Origin of the sequence: Roseateles saccharophilus (assembly GCF_031458095.1) — a bacterium.
In the GTDB taxonomy this organism is placed as follows: Bacteria; Pseudomonadota; Gammaproteobacteria; order Burkholderiales; family Burkholderiaceae_C; genus Pelomonas; species Pelomonas saccharophila_A.
In genome coordinates, this window is record NZ_JAVDXU010000004.1 from 276,343 (window position 1) to 293,235 (window position 16,893).

Here is a 16,893-nt window from a genome sequence, read left to right on the forward strand (position 1 = left end):
TCGGGAAGCCGAGCAGTTCCGCGACAACTTCCCAGAAAGAAAACTGTTCCATTTGCACCATCCGTCAAGCAGCGTTGAGATGGCGCGCAGTGTGTAGGACTGCCTGAAAACGGTGAACTACAAACCCTGGTAGGGGGCAGGTCTCGTCAGATGATCCCCAGCTCCATCGCCTTCAGCACAGCCTGATGTTTGGTCGACACATCGAGCGACTTGAACAGTTGCTTCATGTGGTAGTTCACCGTGTTCTCACTGATGCCGAGCAGGCTACCGACCACCCAGGCACTCTTGCCTTCCATGGTCAGCTTCAGGATCTCCAGCTGACGCGACGGCAGCTCCACCAGCGCCTGTTTCTTCGGCGCCCACAAGCGGCCTGCGGCGTCCTGGGCATGGACGGCGAGCAACTGAAGGTCCGCGATCATCCGATTCAGCTTGATCGGATCCTTAGGCAGAGGATCTTCGCGGTCGACCCCGAGCAACAAACGACGGTAGCCAGGCATCTGGACGCCGACTGCGACGCCGGTCCGATAGCCGTAGGGCGCGTACATCTCCCACAACTCGCCTGCGCCGGCCTCGACATAGAACGCTTGGTCGTAAATCAGTGGCTTAGTCAGGTTCATCAGGCGCTGATGCACGGGATCGCGCTTCGCGTAGCTGTTGTCCTTTTGGATCTCCAGAAACGCTTCAGGCGTATTGCCTACGGCGTGATATTCAGTCTTGGCGCCCGGCCCGCGGTGTTCAACGACCATCAGACCAACGACCAAGCCGAAATCCAGGTCATTGGCGAAGTCGATCAGCCCCTGTCGAAAAGACGTGAGATCTGCCGCTTGACTGACTTGTTCGTACCGCTGGAGGTTCATGCGCTACTAGGGTTGGTAGGAGCAGTCCAGCGTCGAGGAACGCAAACTGCAAGCCATCCAAATGACGGGGAGATCCGAATGCAGATGGCAGCTTGGCAACTGATGGCCTGCGATACGGTCGTTAAGACTGTAAACGAGTTTGAAAAGGTGACTCATGACCTGCGACAAATCGGAAGCAGTGTCAGAGTGCACGATGCACGCTCCGGGCTGCGTTGCGGCCAGGAGGTCTGGGCCGCACTGGCCGATGGCGAGGCCATCCAGATCGCCTGGGAGTGGACCGAGATCCAGCCCGACGTTGTGGCACTGTTCGACCCCATGAACATCCTGTGCAACGTCGCGCTGATCGACGGGACGGGCCACGAACTCGCGCGCTCGCGCCGCATGCTGCACCTCAACAATGTCGTGCATCAGCTCGACTGGCGCGGCGCCTTGGACTGGCGCAACGCGAACTGACCGATTGATTCCCTGCAGAGGCCCGCAATGGGTTATGATGGCGGGCTTGCAGGAGAGGTGGATGAGCGGTTTAAGTCGCACGCCTGGAAAGCGTGTGTGGGTTAATAGCCCACCGCGGGTTCGAATCCCGCCCTCTCCGCCAAGCATGATCGGGCCCCTCAGGGGCCCGTTTTGCTTTCAAGCGCTTTGCATTGACCGACACCCGGCCGCAGTTCACCCCCCGAAAAGCGCAGTTCGTCGCGCCGCGGTGGCCCGCCGCCAAGCCTTGTTCAACACTTCAGCCTGCACCTTGCCAACCGCAAGGCGGGAGTCTGAGATGCCAAGAGTGAAAAAGGGATGGTGGTGTTTGAGTTTGACGCTCGGACTGCTGGTCGGCAGCCTGCCTGCTGAGGCCAGCGAGGTCGTCAAGCTTGCTCGCCTTGTCGTCAGCGGCAAGCGCGGCTCCACCGAGGCGCCGAAGACTGCGCCGGCCGAGCAGCGCCCCAGCCCATCTGCCCCCCAGGCCCATGGCAGCGGTGGCAACGACGACGCCGGCACTGCGCCCGCACCTGCGCGCGGCCTCGTTTCCTGAGCCGACAAACAAAAAGCGCCGAAACCGCGAGGTTTCGGCGCTTTGCTATTTTGGCGGAGTGGACGGGGCTCGAACCCGCGACCCCCGGCGTGACAGGCCGGTATTCTAACCAACTGAACTACCACTCCGCGTGGGATGAATTCGATACCGTCTTTCGACAATATCCAAGCTCATCAAACTTGTCCGTCTCGCGACAGATAACCAATTGCTTGGCGTCCCCTAGGGGATTCGAACCCCTGTAATCACCGTGAAAGGGTGGTGTCCTAGGCCTCTAGACGAAGGGGACATTCTATTTCACTGCGAACCGCCAAACCTCTAGAGATTTGGTGGAGGTAAGCGGGATCGAACCGCTGACCTCTTGCATGCCATGCAAGCGCTCTCCCAGCTGAGCTATACCCCCGGATAAACCGGTCGCAAAAAACAAACGGCCAATAAATTGGCCGTTCATTTTATCGGGCGGACCCGATGGAATCCTTGGCGGAGTGGACGGGGCTCGAACCCGCGACCCCCGGCGTGACAGGCCGGTATTCTAACCAACTGAACTACCACTCCGCGTGGGATGAATTCAATACCGCTTTGCAGCAATACCCAAGCTCATCAAACTCGCCCGTCTTGCGACGAGATTGCCAATTCCTGTCTTGCGAACAGGATTGCCAATATTGGCGTCCCCTAGGGGATTCGAACCCCTGTAATCACCGTGAAAGGGTGGTGTCCTAGGCCTCTAGACGAAGGGGACTAATCCTTCACGACTTGAACCGCGCGCCACCAAACCTCCCTAAGGATATTTGGTGGAGGTAAGCGGGATCGAACCGCTGACCTCTTGCATGCCATGCAAGCGCTCTCCCAGCTGAGCTATACCCCCGTTGTTTTCGATTCCGTCAATCAACTTTCGTCGCCAACTTCTTCGTTAACAGCGCTGTTCAAGCGAGACCAAGAGTATATGACGAAAATCAGACTGATTGCAAGCTGTCGAGAACTTTTTTCTTGTCGAACTGCTCGAGCACCGCATCGACGCTCGGTGTTTGCGCACGACCACACACCAGCACGCGAACGGGCACGGCCAGTTGAGGCATCTTCAATCCGGTCGCGGCCAGCGTTTCCTTTAGAGCCTGCTGGATGCTGGCCTTGTTCCACTCGGCCAGGGCCGACAGGCGCTCGGCCAGCGCCGATAACGCCGGGCGCACCGCATCGGTGACATGGGCTGCCAGGTCCTCGGCCGACGGCGCGACAGGCGCGAAATACATGGCCAACCAATCGGCAAGAGCGGCAACCGTGGCGCAGCGATCCTTGAACAGGGCAACCTTGGGCTGGACCTGCTCGAGCGGCGCCTCGATGCCCTTGGCCTTGAGTTGATCAACAACGAGACCGGCCAGCCGGCTTTCATCGATCTGCTTCACATAGTGACCATTGACCCAGTCCAGCTTGGCCGGGTCCCACTGGGCCGGGCTCTTGGACAGATGCGAGCCATCGAACCAGGACACCATCTGCTCGGCCGAGAAGAGCTCGTCGTCGCCATGGCTCCAGCCCAGGCGGGCCAGGTAGTTCAGCATGCCCTCGGGCAGATAGCCGTTGGCGGCATAGTCCATCACGCTGACGGCGCCGCGGCGCTTGGACAGCTTCAGGCCGTCGTCGCCCAGGATGATGGGCAGGTGGCCGAAGGACGGCAGCGGTGCGCCCAAGGCGTTGAAGATGTTGATCTGCCAGGGCGTGTTGTTGACATGCTCGTCGCCGCGGAAGACGTGGCTGATGCGCATGTCCCAATCGTCGACGACGACGGCGAAGTTGTAGGTCGGCACGCCGTCGGTGCGGGCAATGATGAGGTCGTCGATCTCGCGGTTGTTGATCGTGATCGAGCCCTTGACCAGATCGTTCCAGGTCACGTCACCGTCCACCGGATTGGCGAAACGCACCACCGGCTTCACGCCTTCGGGCGGCGTCGGCAGCACCTTGCCCGGCTCCGGGCGCCAGCGGCGGTCGTAGAGGGTCTTCTCGCCACGGGCCTTCTGGGCCTCGCGCATCGCATTGAGCTCTTCCGGCGTCGCATAGCAGCGGTAGGCCTTGCCGTCGGCAATCATCTGCTCGATGACGGCCTGGTAGCGCTCCAGGCGCTGCATCTGGTAGATCGGGCCCTCGTCATAGCTCAGGCCCAGCCAGTTCATGGCCGCGATGATCTGCTCGACCGAGTCCTGGGTGGAACGGGCCACGTCGGTGTCCTCGATGCGCAGCACGAACTCGCCGCCGTGGTGGCGGGCATAGGCCCAGGAGTACAGCGCCGTGCGGGCCGTGCCCAGGTGCAGGAAGCCGGTGGGCGACGGCGCGATGCGCGTGCGGATCTTGTCGAAGGAACTCATCGGATGGTCAGGGTGGAAAGGCCACGCAGCAGGTCGTCGGTGATGTCGTCGACATGCTCGAGGCCGACGGCCAGGCGGATCAGGCCCTGCCCGATGCCAGCCGCTTGACGCTGGACCTCGGTCAGGCGGCCGTGCGAGGTCGTCGCAGGGTGGGTGATGATGGACTTGGTATCGCCAAGGTTGGTGGCGATGGACAGCACGCGGGTGCTGTCGATGACGTGGAAGGCGGCCGCGCGAGCGGCCTCCGGTGTGTCGGCGCGCAGGTCGAAGGACAGCACCGCCCCGCCCTGCCCGCTTTGCTGGCGCATGGCCAGCTCATGCTGGGGATGCGAGGCCAGCGACGGGTAGTAGACATGGTCCACTTCCGGCTGCGCCTCCAGCCAGCGCGCCACGGCGAGGGCCTGCTCGCTCTGGGCCTTCATGCGCAGGGCCAGCGTCTCCAGCCCCTTCAGCACGACCCAGGCATTGAAGGGCGCCAGCGTCATGCCCACCGTGCGCAGGATCGGACCGAAGACATCGCGGATCAGGCTGTTCGGGCCGCACAGCGCGCCGGCCATCACGCGGCCCTGGCCATCCATGTATTTGGTGGCCGAGTGCATGACGATGTCGGCACCCATCTCGGCCGGACGCTGCAAGGCCGGCGTCGAATAGGTGTTGTCGACAGCCAGGATGGCGCCTGCGCCATGGGCGATGTCGGCCAAGGCGCGGATGTCGCAGACCTCGGTCAGCGGATTGGTGGGCGTCTCGGCAAACAGCAGCTTGGTCGTCGGCCTGATCGCCGCGCGCCATTCGGTCAGGTCGGTCTGCGAGACAAATGTCGTCTCGACGCCGAACTTGGCGAACTCCTTGGCGAAGAGATTGATCGTCGAGCCGAACACCGAGCGCGAGCAGACGACATGGTCACCGGCCTTCAGCACCCCCATGCCCAGCAGCAGGATGGCACTCATGCCCGTGGACGTCGCGATGGCGGCCTCCGTGCCTTCCAGCGCCGCCAGGCGGGCCTCCAGGCTGCGCACCGTCGGGTTGCTGGTGCGCGAGTAGGTGAAGTCCTCGGAGTTGGAGAACTTGCGCGCCGAGGTCTCGGCGTCAGGCTGGACGTAGGCCGTCGTCAGGAACAGGGCTTCTGAGTTCTCGCCATGCTGGCTGGGCGGCAGCGCCGAGCGAACGGCAAGCGTCTCGGGGCGCAGGCCGTCGGGCAGGCGTCGCTCGCCACTCATGTGCTCAGCCCTCGCCGCCGCCCTGCAGGGCCAGGCGGCCGCGTGCATCGGCGTCTTCCTCGGTGGACTGGCTGGTGCGCTGCTCGCGCATGGCTGCGAAATCGGCCAGGCTGACGTCACCGGTCACGTAGTGGCCGTCGAAGCAGCTCGCCTCGAAGCCGGCAAGTCCCGGGCGCAGCGCCGCAACGACGCGCTTCATCGCATCGACGTCCTGGTAGATCAGCGCATCGGCACCGATGTACTCGCGGATCTCCTCGATGGAGCGGTTGTGGGCGATCAGCTCCTCGGCCGTCGGCATGTCGATGCCATAGACGTTGGGGTAGCGCACCGGCGGCGCGGCGGAGGCCAGATAGACCTTGCGCGCGCCGGCCTCGCGAGCCATCTGCACGATTTCCTTGGACGTCGTGCCCCGCACGATGGAGTCATCCACCAGCAGCACATTGCGGTCCTTGAACTCGACGCCGATGGCATTGAGCTTCTGGCGCACGCTCTTCTTGCGCGCGCCCTGCCCCGGCATGATGAAGGTGCGGCCGACGTAGCGGTTCTTCACGAAGCCCTCGCGGTAGGGCTTGCCGATGCGGTGGGCCAGCTGCATGGCCGACGGCCGGCTGCTTTCCGGGATGGGGATGACGACGTCGATCTCATTGGGCGGCATCGTGGAGATGACGCGCTGGGCCAGGGTCTCGCCCATGTTCAGGCGGGCCTGGTAGACCGAGATGCCGTCCATCACCGAGTCCGGGCGAGCCAGGTAGACGAACTCGAACATGCAGGGGTTCAGCGACGGGTTGTCGTTGCACTGCTCGGTGTGCACCTTGCCGGTCATGTCGACGAACAGGGCCTCGCCGGGCGCCAGGTCGCGCTCCAGCTGGTGGCCGGTGCCTTCCAGCGCCACGCTTTCGCTGGCCACCATGAATTCGCCATTCGCCGACTTGCCGAAGCACAGCGGGCGGATGCCGAAGGGGTCGCGGAAGGCCAGCAGGCCCTGGCCGGCGATCAATGCGATGACGGCATAGCTACCCTTGATGCGCTTCTGCACGGCGCGCACGGCGGAGAAGATCTCCTTGGGCGTCAGCGGCAGGTCGCGCGCGGCCAGCTCCAGCTCATGGGCCAGCACATTGATCAGCACCTCGGTGTCGCTCTCGGTGTTGATATGGCGGCGGTCGATGTCGAAGAGCTCGTCCTTCAGCGCCAGCGCATTCGTCAGGTTGCCGTTATGCACCAGCACGATGCCGAAGGGGGCGTTGACGTAGAAGGGCTGGGCCTCTTCCTCGCTGTAGGCGTTGCCGGCCGTCGGGTAGCGCACCTGGCCCAGGCCGATATTGCCCGGCAGGGCCCGCATGTTGCGGGTACGGAAGACGTCGCGCACCATGCCGCGGGCCTTGTGCATGAAGCACTTCTGGCCCTGCATGGTGACGATGCCGGCGGCGTCCTGGCCGCGGTGCTGCAACAGCAGCAGCGCGTCATAAAGGAGTTGGTTGACGGGAGAGGCAGCGAGGGTGCCGACGATGCCGCACATGGCGAGGGTCCTTAGTCAGTAGCTTCCGCCTCAGATGGGGTCATCGAGCGGGAAATAAAACGGGCAAGAGGTTCGGGCAGCAACGGTGCGGCGTCCTGCAGCACGCCGGCCAGCACCGGCGCGGCGCGCGAGGCCCGCCAGGTCGACGATTCGGCCAGCGGCGAGGCACCGATGACGAGGACCAGCAGCAGCGCGATGAAGACACCTCGCAGCGCACCGAAACCAGCGCCGCCCAGTCGGTCCACGACGGACAGCGGCGTGGCGTGGATCAGCATCTTCACGAGGCGCGAGGCCAGGCTCCAGACGATGAGCACGAAGAAGAAGGCGATGACCAACGCCACCACATGCAGGGCCGCGGGGCCGAACTGGCTGGTGAAGGCGGCTGGCAGCAGCTCCTCGACCACCGGCGCCAGCGGTGAGGCGGCGAAATAGGCCACCACCCACCCGGCCAGGGACATGACCTCGAAGATGAGGCCGCGCCAGATGCCCAGGCCGATCGAGATCAGCAGCAAGGCTGCCAACACGAGATCGACCCAGCTGAGCGCGGCTTCCATGGCGGTTACAGCGTCAGGATGGCGCCGGGCAGACCGGCACCCTTGAGCTTGGCAGATGCGCGCTCAGCCTCGTCGCGGCTGGCGAACGGCCCCAGGCGCACGCGGATGCGGCGGCCGTCGGCCGTGTCCACGGCCTGGGCGTAGGTCTTGAGGCCCAGCTTCTCGACCTTGGCGCGCACGTCTTGCGCGGTCTTGTTCTCGCCATAGGCGCCGACCTGGACGATGAAGCGCGCCGCAGCAGCAGGCGCGGCCTCCTTGCCCTCCAGCAAGGCCTGGGCGCGGGCGCCGTCGTTGGCATGCGCCTTGGGCTTGTCGGCCGGCTTTTCCGTCGGCTTCTCGGCGGGCTTTTCCACCGGCTTCTCGGCGACCTTGACGGCGGGCTTTTCCTGCAGCTTCTCGGCCACCGGCTTTTCAACCACCGGCTCGGCCGGCGCCGGAGCGGTCGCCACGGCAACGGACGGCGTAGAGGCCGGCTCGGCTTGACTCAGCGGCTCGCGCGTCGGCACGGTCAGGGGCGGCGCCGTCTCCTTGCGCGGAATGTCGATGGGCAGGTCGACGGGAATCGGCCGCGGCTGAGTCTCGAAGATCAGCGGGAAGCCGACAACGCCTGCGGCCACCAGCACAGCGGCGCCAATGAGGCGGCGGCGGGCGCGGATGCGCAGCAGCTGCACATCCTCGGCCGCAGAGGCCTTGGCGCCGGACTTGCCAGCCGACTTCTTGGGCGCCGCCGCTGAGGCGGCGTCATCGCGCTTGAGAAAGGAAAACAGGCCCATCGGCGGCGTCTGGCTCAGTGGAGAGTGGGGGGCTGGGGTGCGGTGGCACCGGCGGTCACGCGGGGAATGCCCTGCTGAAGCACGCCCCCCACGGTGTAGAAGGATCCGAAGACCAGGATTCTATCGGCCGTGGTCGCCCCGGCCGCGGCGGCATGCAGGGCATCCAGGGGGTTGGCATGGGTGTGAGTCGCAACGTCCGGCGGCGTCTTGAGCCCCGCAGCCAGGAAGGCCTTCTCCAGTTGCTCGGCCGTCGCGGCGCGCGGGATGGGCAGGTCGGTAAAGTGCCAGACGTCCACCAGCGGCGCAATCCTGCCAAGGATGCCGGCCAGGTCCTTGTCAGCCATGGCGCCGAAGACCGCATGGGTGCGCGGGAAGAAGCCCATCTGGTCGAGGTTCTGGGCCAGGGCCGCCACGGCATGCGGATTGTGGGCGACGTCCAGCACCACGGCCGGTTGGCCGGCCAGCACCTGGAAACGGCCCGGCAGCTCGACCAGGGCCAGGCCGGTGCGCACGGCCTGGGCGCTGATGGGCAGGCGGTCGGCCAGGGCCTCAAAGGCGGCCAGCACGCCCGAGGCGTTCAGCAGCTGGTTGACGCCGCGCAGCGCCGGGTAGGACATGCCCGAGTAGCGCTTGGCTCGGCCAGCCCATTGCCACTGGGTGCGGTCGCCGCTGAAGCTGAAGTCACGGCCCAGTTGGCGCAGCTCGGCGCCGACCTCCAGGGCCCGCTCGGCCAGCGAGGCCGGTGGCACGGGGTCACTGACGACGACCGGGCGGCCGGTGCGCATGATGCCGGCCTTCTCGCGGCCGACGCTCTCGCGGTCCGGGCCGAGGAATTCGGTGTGATCCAGGTCGATGCTGGTGATGACGGCGCAGTCGGCATCGATGACGTTGACGGCATCCAGCCGGCCGCCCAGGCCGACTTCGAGGATGACCAGATCCAGCGGCTCATGCTGGAGCCGGCGCATGATGGCCAGGGTCGTGAACTCGAAATAGGTCAGCGTGATGTCGCCGCGCGCGGCCTCGACCGCCTCGAAGTGGGCCTCCAGCGACTCGGCCTTCACGGGCTCGCCGCCGACGCGGCAGCGCTCCTGGAAGTGCACGAGATGAGGCTTGATGTAGAGACCGACGCGGTAGCCGGCATGCAGGGCGATGGACTCCAGCATGGCGCAGGTCGACCCCTTGCCATTGGTGCCGGCGACGACGATGGTCGGGCAGTCAAAGGCAATGCCCAGCCGCTCCTTCACCGCCTTGACGCGGTCCAGCGTCATGTCGATGGTCTTGGGATGCAGGCGCTCGCAATGGGCGAGCCAGTCGTCAAGCGTCATGGCGGATCACTGAAAAACAAAAGCCAGGCTCGGGGCCTGGCTGGCAACTCTGCGGGCGACGGTCAGGCGACGGCGTCCGCGCTCTGGCGCTGCAGCATGGCGAGCTGGCGGGCGATGGTTTCGCGCAGCTGGCGGCGGTCCACGATCATGTCGATGGCGCCCTTCTCCATCAGGAACTCGGCACGCTGGAAGCCGGCGGGCAGCTTCTCGCGCACGGTGTTCTCGATGACGCGCGGGCCGGCAAAGCCGATCAGGGCCTTGGGCTCGGCCAGCACGATGTCGCCGACGAAGGCGAAGGAGGCGGACACGCCACCCATGGTCGGATCGGTCAGCACGCTGATGTAAGGCAACTTGGCCTTGGCCAGGCGCGTCAGCGACGCGTTGGTCTTGGCCATCTGCATCAGCGACAGCAGGCCCTCCTGCATGCGCGCGCCACCCGTGGCGGTGAAGCAGATGAAGGGCGTCTTCTGTTCGATGGCCGATTCGACGCCGCGCACGAAGCGCTCGCCGACGACCGAGCCCATGGAGCCTCCCATGAAGTCGAACTCGAAGCAGGCCGCGACGACCGGCACGCTCATGACGGCGCCGCCCATGACCACCAGGGCGTCCGTCTCGCCGGTGGACTCCAGCGCTTCCTTCAGGCGATCGGGGTACTTCTTGCTGTCCTTGAACTTCAGCGCGTCGACCGGCAGCACCTCCTGGCCGATCTCGTAACGGCCTTCACCGTCGAGGAAGGCGTCCAGGCGGGCACGGGCACCGATGCGGTGGTGGAAGCTGCACTTGGGGCAGACATTGATGTTCTGCTCCAGGTCGGTCTTGTAGAGCACCGTCTCGCAGCTCGGGCACTTGATCCACAGGCCTTCGGGCACCGTGCGGCGGTCCGCAGGGTCGCCTTGCTGGATCTTGGGCGGGAGCAGTTTGTCGAGCCAACTCATGGTCAGTCCTTTATTCGTCGAGTGCTGCGCGGATGTCTCGGATGAAGGCCGCGCCGGTCAAGGCGACATTATCGGCTGGCTGGCGCTCGAGCAATTCGACCAGCTTGGAACCAATGACGACGGCGTCCGAAACATCGGCCACAGCCCGTGCCGTGGCCCCGTCGCGGATGCCGAAGCCCACGCCCACCGGCGTGCTGACGTGCTTGCGGATGCGTGGCACGGCCTCAGCAACCGCAGCGGTGTTGAGGTGGCCGGCGCCGGTCACGCCCTTCAGCGAGACGTAATAGACATAGCCGCTGGCCAGCTTGCCGACCTGGGCCATGCGCGCCTCGGTGGACGTGGGCGCCAGCAGGAAGATGGCGTCCATGTTCGCGGCGCGCAGCTTGGCGGCGAAGTCCTCGCACTCCTCGGGCGGGTAGTCGACGATCAGCACCCCATCGACGCCGGCGGCCGACGCGTCCGCCACGAAGGCGTCCAGGCCGTAGCGCTCGACCGGGTTGGCATAGCCCATCAGCACCAGCGGCGTCTTGTCGTTGCGGGCACGGAAGTCCCGCACATAGGCCAGCACCTTGCGCAGGCCAATGCCGTTCTTCAGCGCCCGCTCGCCGGCGCGCTGGATGACGGGGCCGTCGGCCATGGGGTCGGAGAAAGGCACGCCCAGCTCGATGACGTCGGCGCCGGCGTCGGCCATGGCCAGCAGCAGGTCGACGGTGGCGCCGGCGTGCGGATCACCGGCGGTGACGAAAGGGATCAATGCCTTGCGGCCGTCGGCCTTGAGCCGCTGGAAGGTAGCGTCGATGCGGCTCATTGCTTCACCTTTTCACCGGCTTGCGACGGGCGATCGAAATAGGCGGCGCCGGACAGGTCGGCCACGGTGCCGATGTCCTTGTCGCCACGGCCGCTGAGGTTGACCAGCAGCACCTTGTCCTTGGCGAGCGTCGGCGCCAGTTTGATGGCATAGGCGACGGCATGGCTGGATTCCAGGGCCGGGATGATGCCTTCGGTGCGGCACAGCCGGTGGAAGGCCGACAGCGCTTCGGCATCGGTGACGCCGACGTACTCGGCGCGGCCGATGTCCTTCAGATGGGCATGCTCGGGGCCGACACCCGGATAGTCCAGGCCGGCCGAGATCGAGTGGGTCTCGATGATCTGGCCGTCCTCGTCCTGCAGCAGATAGGTGCGGTTGCCATGCAGCACGCCCGGGCTGCCTGCCGTCAGCGTCGCCGCATGCTTGCCGCTGGCGACGCCCTGCCCTTCGGCCTCGACGCCGATGAGGCGCACGTTCTCATGCGGGATGTAGGGGTGGAAGATGCCGATGGCGTTGGATCCACCGCCCACGCAGGCGATGACGGCGTCCGGCTGGCGGCCGGCCAGCTCGGGCATCTGCTCCAGGCACTCCAGGCCGATGATGCGCTGGAAGTCGCGCACCATCATCGGATAGGGGTGCGGGCCGGCCACGGTGCCGATGATGTAGAAGGTGTTCTCGACGTTGGTGACCCAGTCGCGCATGGCCTCGTTCAGCGCGTCCTTCAGCGTCTTGCTGCCGCTTTCCACCGGCACGACGGTGGCGCCCAGCAGCTTCATGCGGTAGACATTGGGTGACTGGCGCTTGACGTCCTCGCTGCCCATGTAGACCACGCATTCCAGCCCGTAGCGGGCACAGATGGTGGCCGTGGCCACGCCGTGCTGGCCGGCCCCGGTCTCGGCGATGACGCGCGGCTTGCCCATGCGCTTGGCCAGCAGGGCCTGGCCGATGACGTTGTTGATCTTGTGCGCGCCGGTGTGATTCAGGTCCTCGCGCTTCAGATAGATCTGGGCGCCGCCCAGTTCGCTGCTCAGGCGGTCGGCATGATAGATGGGGCTGGGGCGGCCGACGAAGTGCTTGAGTTCCTTCTTGAACTCGGCCAGGAACTCGGGATCGTTCTGGTAGTGGGCGTAGGCATCCTTCAACTGGTCCAGGGCATGGACGAGGGTCTCGGAGACGAAGCTGCCGCCATAGGTCGGCGTGCCCGCATGGCGGAAATGCCCGGTCGCATCGGGCTGGTCGTAGGGGAACATGGTCTTTCCTATCGGGTCAGTTCGGCATCGGCGCGGCGCACCGCGTTGCAGAACTCGTGGATCAGGTCGGCGCCCTTGATGCCCTTGGACACCTCGACGCCGGAACTCACATCAACGGCCCAGGGCCGCACCCGTGCGATGCCATCGGCTACGTTGGCAGCATTCAACCCACCAGACAAAACGAGGCGAGAGCTGACGCTTGGAGGAACGAGTGACCAATCGAAGACCTTGCCGCCACCGCCATAACCGTCGACGTGGGCGTCGAGCAGAATGGCCTGGGCATTGGAAAAACGTGCCGCGAAGTCTAGCAAATCGACGCCCGGCGCCATGCGGGCGGCGCGCAGATAGGGCCGCCTGATGCGGTCGCAGTCGGCAGGTTCTTCATCGCCATGGAACTGCACCAGCATGTTGGGCAGCGCGTCCAAGCCCGCCTGCAGCTCCGCGTCAGTTGCATTGACGAACAGACCCACCGGCGTCACGAAGGGCGGCAGCAGACGCGCCAGCGCCCTCGCCCGCTCGGGCGTCACGGCGCGCGGGCTCTTGGCATAGAAGACAAAACCGATGGCGTCGGCGCCGGCTTGGACGGCAGCCTCGACGTCGGCTTCGCGGGTCAGGCCGCAGATCTTGATTCGTGTGGTCATGGGAGCCAGCTCAGGGCCGCGACTTCGCGTGGAATGTCCAGATCGGCATCGTAGGTCGGGCCGAGGAAATACAGGCCATCGGGGGCAAAGGTCGGCGCCGCCACCTTGCGGTCGCGCGCGGCCAGCACCTCGGACACCCAGTCCGGCGAGCGTGTGCCGCTGCCCACTGCCAGGATGCAGCCCATCAGGTTGCGCACCATGTGGTGCAGGAAGGCGCTGGCCTCGAACTCGAAGCGCCAGTAGGCGCCGCGGCGCTGCACCCGGATCTCGCGCAGCGTCTTGATGGGCGAGGCGGCCTGGCATTCGGAGGAGCGGAAGGACGAGAAGTCGTGCTCGCCGATCAGGCGCTCGGCGGCCGCCTCCAGCGCGGCCTGGTCCAGCGGGCGGAAGATCCAGCCGCATTGGCCGGACTCGATGGCCGGCCGCACGGCCGACTCCAGCAGCAGATAGGCATAACGGCGCCCGCGCGCGGAATTGCGCGCGTGGAAGGCGTCGCCCGGGAAACGGCACCACTGGATGGCGATGTCGGGCGGGAGATAGCGGTTGCTGCCGCGCACCCAGGAGAAGGGTTCGCGCTCGACCTCGGTGTCGAAATGGATGACCTGGTTGATGCCGTGCACACCGGCATCGGTGCGCCCGGCGCAGAGGGTGCGGATGGGCTGGGCCGCGAAGGCGGACAGGCCCTTCTCGAGAGCGTCCTGCACGGTGCGGCCGTCGGGCTGGCTCTGCCAGCCGTTGTAGCCGCCGCCGCGGTAGCTGACTCCTAGTGCGATTCTCATGGACTCAAAAGGAAAAACGCCCGGCCAAGGCCGGGCGTCGAAGTATCGCGGTTGCGGTCCGGCTTCAGCGCAGCCCGTTCAGCATGGCCTGCGCCTTGTCGCGCAGCGGGCCGGAAGCGCGCTGGATCAGCTCCTGCAGCACCTCACGGGCGCCTTCGGTGTCGCCGATCTGGCGGAACTCGTCGGCCAGTTCGAGCTGGCGCAACAGCGGGTCGCCTTCGTCGTCGGGCAGATGCAGGTTGTGGCCCAGGCCCTCCGGCGTGGTCTCTCCAGGCAGGGTGGAATCGCCGAGGTCGAAGTCGAGATCGGTGGATGCCGCTGCCGGCGTAGCGGGCGCCGGCGTCAGGCCGCCCATGCTGCTGACGTCGAAGCTCAGGTCGGGAGCGGGCGGCGCCGTGCGCGTGCCGCGGCTGGAGATGTCGAAGTCCATCGTCATCGGCGCCTGCTCGACCGAGGCCGGCATGGCCTGGGTCGCGGCCATCGCATTGGGCGAGACCGGCTCGGGGGCGTCGAGGTCGAGGTCCAGGGCCAGGTCGAAGCCGCTCACCGGACCGGTGTCCGGGCCACCGCGCAGGGCATCGGTGGCCAGATGAGCCGCGGCTGCTGCTGCGGCGCTCGCGCCGGCGGGCAGAGCCGTCTGCGGCAGCGTGCTGGCGTTCATGGGCTCGGGGCGCAGTTCGGGGCCGTCTTCCACATGGGCCGGCGCACCGCCAGGCTGATAGAGCGGGTTGTCCGGGTCGATGCCACGGCCCAGCTCCTGGGCCTTGGCCCAGTCCTCGCCCGCGCCCTTGGTCTCGGCATAGAGCTGCACGGCCAATTGCTCAAAGCCCTTGGTGTCGCGGCGCTTGGCGTAGACCTCCAGCAGCTTGAGGCGGATGGCCAGGCGCGTCGGGTTGGCGCGCAGGGCTTCCTTGAGGATTTCCTCGGCCTGCAGATCGCGGCCATAGGCCAGGTAGACGTCGGCCTCGGCGACCGGGTCCACATCGCCGATGGCATCGAGCTGGCTGAGCGAATAGCTCATCGACGACTGGCCGCTGTTCTGCGCGTCACGCGTGTCGACGCGCTGGCCACCGGTGCCGCCGAAGAAGGAATCGGGCTGCAGGCGGCTTTCGTGGAAGCCGGTCTCGGCCGCATTGACCGGGCGGCGCGAACGCAGGCGGTACAGACCCAGGCCGCCGAGCACTGCGACGAGGACACCGGCCAGCGGCAGCACGATGGGGCTGTCGAGCAATTGCTCGATCAGGCCCGGCGGCTCGGCAACCGGGGGCGGCGCCAGCGGTGCGCTGGCACGAGCGGCCGGGCGCGATGCAGGGGCGCTTGCCGCGGCGACCACGGCGGGCGCAGAGGCCGGGGCCGATGCGGGCTCGGCCGTGGCGACGATGGGCGCAGCCACCGGCGTGGGTGCCGTTGCAGGCGCTGCAGCGGAAGCCGTGGGCGCGCCAGGCTTGGCCGCGCTCGACAGCTTCTTCAGCTCCTCGACATTGCGGGTCAGCTCGGCGACACGGGCCGCGGCGTCCTTCTTCTCGGTCTCCTTGGACAGCTTGGCCTCGGCCGCGCTGGCAGCGGTGCTGCCGGCCTTGCTGAGGGTGAGCTTGTCGGGCGTCGGCGCGGCGGCGGGCTTGCGGTCCTCGACGGCGGCTTGCACCTGGCCCTTGGACTGGCGTTCGCTCTCGGTATTCTGCAGCGTCGGAGCGGCAGACGCGAGGCGCTGGCGGTAGGCCGAGAAGTCGGCGCTCTGGGCCAGGATGACGCGCCGCGCCTCGGGCGCCGGCACGCTGGCCAGGGATTCGCTGGACGGCACCTGCAACACGGTGCCTGCCTTCAGCAGGTTCATGTTGCCGTCGATGAAGGCGTCGGGGTTGTTGCGGAACAGGCCGACCAGCATCTGGTCCAGCGAGATGCCGCTGACCTGGGTACGGGCCGCGATCTTGGACAGCGAGTCGCCCGGACGCACGGCATATTCGGAGGCCGCCGTAACGGGAGGCCGGACCGCAGCCGGCGCGGGCGGGCGGGCCGCAGCGACCGGCGCAGGCGCTGGAGCGGAACCGTTGCGCGGCAACGCTGTAGTCGTGGCGGGCGCCGGTGCGGGCACGGCCTCGCTGGATGCAGCCGTGGCAGGCGCCGGAGCGGCGGCGACAGCCGGCGGCGCGGTGATGACGGGGGCGGGCTTGGGCAGGCTGGGCGGGTCGAACAGCAGCGTGTATTCACGCACGAGACGGCCGCTGGCCCAAGTCAGCTCCAGGATGACGTCGACGAATGGCTCCTGCACCGAGCGGTCGCTGCTGACGCGCAGCACGGTGCGACCGTTGTTGCGCAAGACCTGGACCTGGGTCGAGGTCAGCACCGGGTTGTATTCAACACCGCTGGTGCGGTAGGCCTCGGGTGGCGCAACACGCACCTTGAGCGAGGCGGCTTCCTCGGGCGTCAGGCTGGTGAGGTCGATCTCGGCGCGCATCGTCTCGCCGAGGGCTGACTGCACGTTCAGTTTGCCCAGGCCCAAGGCCTGCGCGCCACTGCCGGCCACGAGCAGGGCAGCTGCAAGCGCGAGGTGGTGGCGAGCAAAGCTCATGGGTCGAACTCCCTCGAATGCGTCGCGGATGTGGTCTTTCAAGGCATTCCCCAAAGCAACAAGGCGGGGCTGTTGAGGGCCCCGCCTGTCTCGATCTTCAGCAAGCGCTGCACGAACCGGGTCTGCACGCTGGTTTGCACGATATGGCCTGCGTCGAGTTTCGAATCAAAAACACAACGGCATCAAGCATATACGCTGAAATGCTCAAGGGGTACCTGATGTGTCGTTTGGATTCAATATCGACGCCCGGGTGAACCCTAAGTCAAGGCGTAAAAGACCGTAAGCGAAACCCAA

General features: G+C 66.3%; 15 protein-coding genes and 7 tRNA genes. 3 read left to right on the plus strand and 19 right to left on the minus strand.

Going from position 1 to position 16,893, the window contains the following annotated elements; genetic code table 11:
- Positions 1 to 146: 146 nt before the first annotated feature.
- Entirely contained in the window at positions 147 to 857 is a 711-nt protein-coding gene (locus J2X20_RS23945; RefSeq protein ID WP_310270692.1) for a helix-turn-helix transcriptional regulator, read from the minus strand.
- 186 nt (positions 858 to 1,043) lie between these two features.
- On the opposite strand from J2X20_RS23945, the gene J2X20_RS23950 reads away from it, so the two are divergent.
- The 3 genes from J2X20_RS23950 (at position 1,044) to J2X20_RS23960 (ending at position 1,881) form a co-directional block, all read left to right on the plus strand.
- Positions 1,044 to 1,310: a hypothetical protein gene (locus J2X20_RS23950; protein WP_310270694.1), complete on the plus strand. Its 267-nt coding sequence runs from the start codon at positions 1,044 to 1,046 to the stop codon at positions 1,308 to 1,310.
- Positions 1,311 to 1,361: 51 nt separating this feature from the next.
- Positions 1,362 to 1,452: transfer RNA gene (locus J2X20_RS23955), tRNA-Ser, on the plus strand.
- 204 nt (positions 1,453 to 1,656) lie between these two features.
- Positions 1,657 to 1,881, plus strand: coding sequence for a hypothetical protein (locus tag J2X20_RS23960; protein WP_310270697.1), 225 nt, complete (start codon positions 1,657 to 1,659; stop codon positions 1,879 to 1,881).
- Between the two features lie 51 nt (positions 1,882 to 1,932).
- On the opposite strand, the gene J2X20_RS23965 is transcribed toward J2X20_RS23960, so the two are convergent.
- The 18 genes from J2X20_RS23965 to J2X20_RS24050 all read right to left on the minus strand — a co-directional run bounded on the left by J2X20_RS23965 (position 1,933) and on the right by J2X20_RS24050 (position 16,599).
- Positions 1,933 to 2,009, minus strand: a tRNA-Asp gene (locus J2X20_RS23965).
- Positions 2,010 to 2,091: 82 nt separating this feature from the next.
- A tRNA-Glu gene (locus J2X20_RS23970) sits at positions 2,092 to 2,167 on the minus strand.
- 38 nt (positions 2,168 to 2,205) lie between these two features.
- A tRNA-Ala gene (locus J2X20_RS23975) sits at positions 2,206 to 2,281 on the minus strand.
- Positions 2,282 to 2,356: 75 nt separating this feature from the next.
- Positions 2,357 to 2,433, minus strand: a tRNA-Asp gene (locus tag J2X20_RS23980).
- 108 nt (positions 2,434 to 2,541) lie between these two features.
- Positions 2,542 to 2,617 (minus strand) — tRNA-Glu (locus J2X20_RS23985).
- A gap of 50 nt (positions 2,618 to 2,667) precedes the next feature.
- A tRNA-Ala gene (locus J2X20_RS23990) sits at positions 2,668 to 2,743 on the minus strand.
- Positions 2,744 to 2,831: 88 nt separating this feature from the next.
- Complete coding sequence (gene gltX / locus J2X20_RS23995) at positions 2,832 to 4,232, minus strand: glutamate--tRNA ligase (protein WP_310270700.1); 1,401 nt, start codon at positions 4,230 to 4,232, stop codon at positions 2,832 to 2,834.
- Entirely contained in the window at positions 4,229 to 5,449 is a 1,221-nt protein-coding gene (locus tag J2X20_RS24000) for an O-succinylhomoserine sulfhydrylase (RefSeq protein WP_310270702.1), read from the minus strand. Before J2X20_RS24000 ends, gltX begins: the two co-directional genes overlap by 4 nt.
- 4 nt (positions 5,450 to 5,453) lie before the next feature.
- Positions 5,454 to 6,965: an amidophosphoribosyltransferase gene (gene purF / locus J2X20_RS24005; RefSeq protein ID WP_310270704.1), complete on the minus strand. Its 1,512-nt coding sequence runs from the start codon at positions 6,963 to 6,965 to the stop codon at positions 5,454 to 5,456.
- 11 nt (positions 6,966 to 6,976) lie between these two features.
- Positions 6,977 to 7,519, minus strand: a complete 543-nt coding sequence (locus tag J2X20_RS24010) for a CvpA family protein (protein ID WP_310270706.1) — start codon at positions 7,517 to 7,519, stop codon at positions 6,977 to 6,979.
- A 5-nt stretch (positions 7,520 to 7,524) separates the two neighbouring features.
- On the minus strand, positions 7,525 to 8,292 hold the full coding sequence (locus J2X20_RS24015; protein ID WP_310270708.1) for an SPOR domain-containing protein: 768 nt from the start codon (positions 8,290 to 8,292) through the stop codon (positions 7,525 to 7,527).
- 14 nt (positions 8,293 to 8,306) lie between these two features.
- Positions 8,307 to 9,617, minus strand: a complete 1,311-nt coding sequence (gene folC, locus J2X20_RS24020; protein ID WP_310270711.1) for a bifunctional tetrahydrofolate synthase/dihydrofolate synthase — start codon at positions 9,615 to 9,617, stop codon at positions 8,307 to 8,309.
- Between the two features lie 62 nt (positions 9,618 to 9,679).
- Positions 9,680 to 10,552: an acetyl-CoA carboxylase, carboxyltransferase subunit beta gene (gene accD / locus J2X20_RS24025; RefSeq protein WP_310270714.1), complete on the minus strand. Its 873-nt coding sequence runs from the start codon at positions 10,550 to 10,552 to the stop codon at positions 9,680 to 9,682.
- 10 nt (positions 10,553 to 10,562) lie between these two features.
- A complete protein-coding gene (gene trpA, locus J2X20_RS24030; protein ID WP_310270717.1) occupies positions 10,563 to 11,360 on the minus strand; it encodes a tryptophan synthase subunit alpha in 798 nt (265 codons plus the stop codon).
- Positions 11,357 to 12,610, minus strand: coding sequence for a tryptophan synthase subunit beta (gene trpB / locus J2X20_RS24035; protein WP_310270720.1), 1,254 nt, complete (start codon positions 12,608 to 12,610; stop codon positions 11,357 to 11,359). Before trpB ends, trpA begins: the two co-directional genes overlap by 4 nt.
- Positions 12,611 to 12,618: 8 nt before the next feature.
- Positions 12,619 to 13,251, minus strand: coding sequence for a phosphoribosylanthranilate isomerase (locus J2X20_RS24040; RefSeq protein ID WP_310270723.1), 633 nt, complete (start codon positions 13,249 to 13,251; stop codon positions 12,619 to 12,621).
- Complete coding sequence (truA, locus tag J2X20_RS24045) at positions 13,248 to 14,030, minus strand: tRNA pseudouridine(38-40) synthase TruA (RefSeq protein ID WP_310270726.1); 783 nt, start codon at positions 14,028 to 14,030, stop codon at positions 13,248 to 13,250. The genes J2X20_RS24040 and truA overlap by 4 nt, the downstream gene beginning before the upstream one ends.
- A 64-nt stretch (positions 14,031 to 14,094) precedes the next feature.
- Positions 14,095 to 16,599 carry a FimV/HubP family polar landmark protein gene (locus tag J2X20_RS24050; RefSeq protein WP_310270729.1) on the minus strand — a complete coding sequence of 835 codons (2,505 nt, stop codon included), beginning with the start codon at positions 16,597 to 16,599 and terminating at the stop codon, positions 14,095 to 14,097.
- Positions 16,600 to 16,893 lie beyond the last annotated feature (294 nt).